We start from the raw sequence: 3,556 nt of genomic DNA, 5'->3' as shown, positions 1-3,556 counted from the left end.
GCTCCGTGCCGATCACCGCCGTGCGCGGATCCTGCCGGACCCCCTCCAGCACGGGTTCGCGGTCGGTGCAGCCGGCGATCACGGCGAGGGCCGCGAGCGCCCCAAATCCTTGCGAAAGTCTCACCTGCCTGCCCCTTTCCTCATCCCGCCCGGTCCGGTCGAACCCGGGCCTCAGCCCGCGTCCGGATCGCCGCCGAGCGCCACAATCAACTGCGCCACGCGCCGTTGCAAGCCCGGGGTCGCATCCGGTTCCTGCAGGACCTGCCGTGCCAGCGCGACGACCTCGTCGGTCTTGCCATCCGCCATGAGCGCGACGGCCTGCTGCTCCATCGCCAGCGCACGGAAGGGCGCGCCGGGCTGCGCCAGTTCGGCCAGCGCCGCGTCGCGCGCGGCGGCCTCCATCGACGCGCCGGCGAGGATCACCGCCTTCAGCCGCGCGAGCTGGCGGTACTCGTCGGGCAGGCCGGCCTCGGTTGCCAGCGCCTCCAGCCGGCTCAGCGCCCCGGCACGGTCCCCTGCCTTCAGCGCTTCGTCGGCCGCGAGGAACTGCGTCACGGCCCGGCGCACGGCAGGCTCGCCCCCTCCGCCCGTCGAGATCGCGTCCAGGGCTGCCACCCGCGCGCCCGCGTCCTCGATGCCCATCGCGGCGACGACAGCATCGCCGAAGCCTTCGGCCGCCGTTCGCGCCCGCACCTTCTGCCATTCGCTCCAGGCCGCACCGCCGACGATCAGCAGGACCGCAAGCACGCCGATCCAGCCATACTTGCGGAAGACCGCGAAGAGCTTGTCGCGGCGCACTTCCTCGGTGACTTCGTCGATGAAACTGTCGGTCTCGCTCACGCGGCTCTCCCACCCGGCGGGGCCTCGTGCGGGGCGCCCCTCGTTCCGGCCCGTCTTACACGGGAAGCCCCGCGCTTGCCAAGGGCGGGAGGACCGTCACGATCCGTGCGGCAGGACCTGTCGCCAGCGGCCACCCGGAGCCACGTCCGACATCTCCTCCGGCCCGTCCACGGGAACCTTGGGCCGCGGAATCCGCTGGCCGTCGTCCTCCTCGCCCGCCGACTGGCGCGCCCACATCGCGGCGTAGCGTCCGCCGCGCGCGAGCAGGTCCTCGTGCCGCCCCTCCTCGACGATGCGGCCCTGTTCCAGCACGACGATCCGGTCCGCATCGGCGACGGTGGAGAGGCGGTGGGCGATGGTGATGACGGTGCGGCCCTCGCTCATCTCGGCCAGGCTTTCCTGGATGTCGCGCTCGGTCTGGGTGTCGAGCGCCGATGTCGCCTCGTCCAGGAGGAGGATCGGCGGGTTCTTCAGGAGCGTCCGGGCGATCCCCACGCGCTGCTTCTCGCCGCCCGAAAGCTTCAGCCCGCGTTCGCCCACCTTGGTTTCGTAGCCTTCGGGCAGCGACATGATGAAATCGTGGATCTTCGCCGCCTTGGCCGCCGCGATCAGATCCTGCCGCGAGGCCTCGGGCCGGCCATAGGCGATGTTGTAGTGGATCGTGTCGTTGAAGAGCACGGTGTCCTGCGGCACCACCCCGATCTGCGCGTGAAGGGAGTCCTGCGTGATGTCGCGCACGTCCTGCCCGTCGATCCGCAGGCTGCCGCCGGTCACGTCGTAGAAGCGGAAGAGAAGCCGGCCGATCGTGGACTTGCCCGAGCCCGAGGGACCGACGATCGCCACCGTCTCGCCCGCGCCGACCTTCAGGCTGACGCCCTTCAGGATCGGCCGCGCGGCCTCGTAGCCGAAATGGACGTCGTCCAGTTCCACCTCGCCACCCCGCACGACCAGGTCCGGCGCGCCGGGCCTGTCGGTGATCTCGGCCGGCTGGTCGAGAAGATCGAACATGTCGCCCATGTCGACGAGCGCCTGGCGGATTTCACGGTAGACCGTGCCGAGGAAGTTCAGGGGCATGGTGATCTGGATCATGTAGGCGTTGACCATGACGAAGTCGCCGACCGTAAGCGCCCCCGACTGAACCCCGCGCGCGGCCATGACCATGACGACGATGAGACCCGCGTTGATCAGGAAGGCCTGGCCGAAGTTCAGCGCCGAGAGCGACTGGCCGGTGCGGACCGCCGCCGTCTCGTAGCCTGCCATCGCGCTGTCGTAGCGGGCGGCCTCGCGCGCCTCGGCGCCGAAGTACTTCACCGTCTCGAAGTTCAGGAGGCTGTCGACCGCCTTCTGGTTGGCGTCGGTGTCCTGCTCGTTCATCTTGCGGCGGATCTTCACCCGCAGCTCGGTCACCTTGAAGGTATAGGCGACGTAGAGCACGATGGTGACCACCACCACGGCGGCATAGCGCCAGTCGAAGGCCAGCGCGAAGATCACCGTCACCATCGTCAGTTCGAGGATCAGCGGCCCCACCGACAGGAGCATGAAGCGCAGGAGGAACTCGACCCCCTTCACCCCGCGCTCGATGATGCGGCTGAGACCCCCGGTCTTGCGGGTGATGTGGTAGCGCATCGACAGGCGGTGGATATGGGTGAAGGTCTCGAGCGCGAGCTTCCTGAGCGCCCGCTGCCCCACCCGGACGAAGATCACGTCGCGCAGTTCGTTGAAGCCGATGGAGCCCACCCGCGCCACGCCGTAGGCCACCGTCAGCGCCACCGCGCCGAGTGCCAGCAGGAAGGTGTCGGCACGCGCCTCGCCGGTCAGCGAATCCACCGCCGCCTTGTAGAGGAAGGGCGTCGCGACCGAAACGATCTTGGCGGTGAGGAGGGCCAGGAGCGACAGCACCACGCGCCGCTTCACCCAGCCCTCGCCCTCCGGCCAGAGATAGGGCGCAACGCGTTTCAGCGTCCGGGCGCTGCGGCGCCAGCCATCGAGGGGTGGGGATGTGCCCGCCATGTTCTGCCTTCCCGAGTCCGCAGGTTGCCACTTGATCGCAGGAACCTCGTCGGGTATCAAGAGAAATATTTCAATCCTTCTTGAAGAGTTGAAGAATGGATCGGACCCGCGCCCTCGCCGCCCTCTCCGCGCTCGCCAATGCGACGCGACTCGACCTCGTGCGGCTCCTCGTCGCGACCGGCCGGGAGGGGCTCGCGGCAAGCGACATCGCCGGCCGCCTCGGGCTTTCGGCCTCGCGCCTGTCGTTCCACCTCGCGGCACTCGAACAGGCGGGGCTCGTGACGTCGCGGCGCGCCTCGCGCAACATCTTCTACGCCGCCGATACGCGCGGTCTCGGCGGGGTGATCGGTTACCTCCTCAACGACTGCTGCGACGGCCACCCCGAGGTCTGCGCCTGCTGCGCGTCCGGGGCGCGGATCACTCCTGCGCGGGAACCGTGAAGATCTGGCCGGGGTAGATCAGGTCCGGGTCGCGGATCTGGTCCTTGTTGGCCTCGAACACCTTCACGTAGAGGATGCCTTCGCCGTAGTTCTCCCGCGCGATGCGCCAGAGCGAGAACCCCGGCTGGACCGTCACGATCACCGCCTTCGTCGCGGGTGTCGCGGCCTCCGGCGCGCTCGCCAGCGTCTCCGGGGCGGGTGTCTCGGTGGCAGGCGCGACCCCGGGCACGGTCCCGGGCGCCGTGGCGGGCGCTTCCGTCGCGGGA

4 protein-coding genes are annotated in these 3,556 nt (G+C 69.6%); 1 reads left to right on the top strand and 3 read right to left on the bottom strand.

What is annotated here, in order from left to right; genetic code table 11:
- Positions 1 to 171 precede the first annotated feature (171 nt).
- Together F9K34_RS17860 and F9K34_RS17855 are read right to left on the bottom strand one after the other, a co-directional pair.
- A complete protein-coding gene (locus F9K34_RS17860; RefSeq protein WP_291338459.1) occupies positions 172 to 840 on the bottom strand; it encodes a tetratricopeptide repeat protein in 669 nt (222 codons plus the stop codon).
- Between the two features lie 96 nt (positions 841 to 936).
- Positions 937 to 2,850 (bottom strand): ABCB family ABC transporter ATP-binding protein/permease, encoded by a 1,914-nt coding sequence (locus tag F9K34_RS17855; RefSeq protein ID WP_291338458.1) that lies wholly within the window; start codon positions 2,848 to 2,850, stop codon positions 937 to 939.
- 95 nt (positions 2,851 to 2,945) lie between these two features.
- Here F9K34_RS17855 and F9K34_RS17850 point away from each other — a divergent pair, with 95 nt between their 5' ends.
- A complete protein-coding gene (locus F9K34_RS17850) occupies positions 2,946 to 3,290 on the top strand; it encodes an ArsR/SmtB family transcription factor (RefSeq protein WP_291338457.1) in 345 nt (114 codons plus the stop codon).
- Here the strand turns inward: F9K34_RS17850 and F9K34_RS17845 are convergent.
- The coding region (locus F9K34_RS17845) for a LysM peptidoglycan-binding domain-containing protein (protein WP_291338456.1) at positions 3,268 to 3,556 on the bottom strand (289 nt) is incomplete at its 5' end. The genes F9K34_RS17850 and F9K34_RS17845 overlap by 23 nt on opposite strands.

Origin of the sequence: Albidovulum sp., assembly GCF_008933605.1 — a bacterium.
In the GTDB taxonomy this organism is placed as follows: domain Bacteria; phylum Pseudomonadota; class Alphaproteobacteria; order Rhodobacterales; family Rhodobacteraceae; genus Albidovulum.
This window is presented reverse-complemented; position numbering and strand designations above follow the sequence as displayed.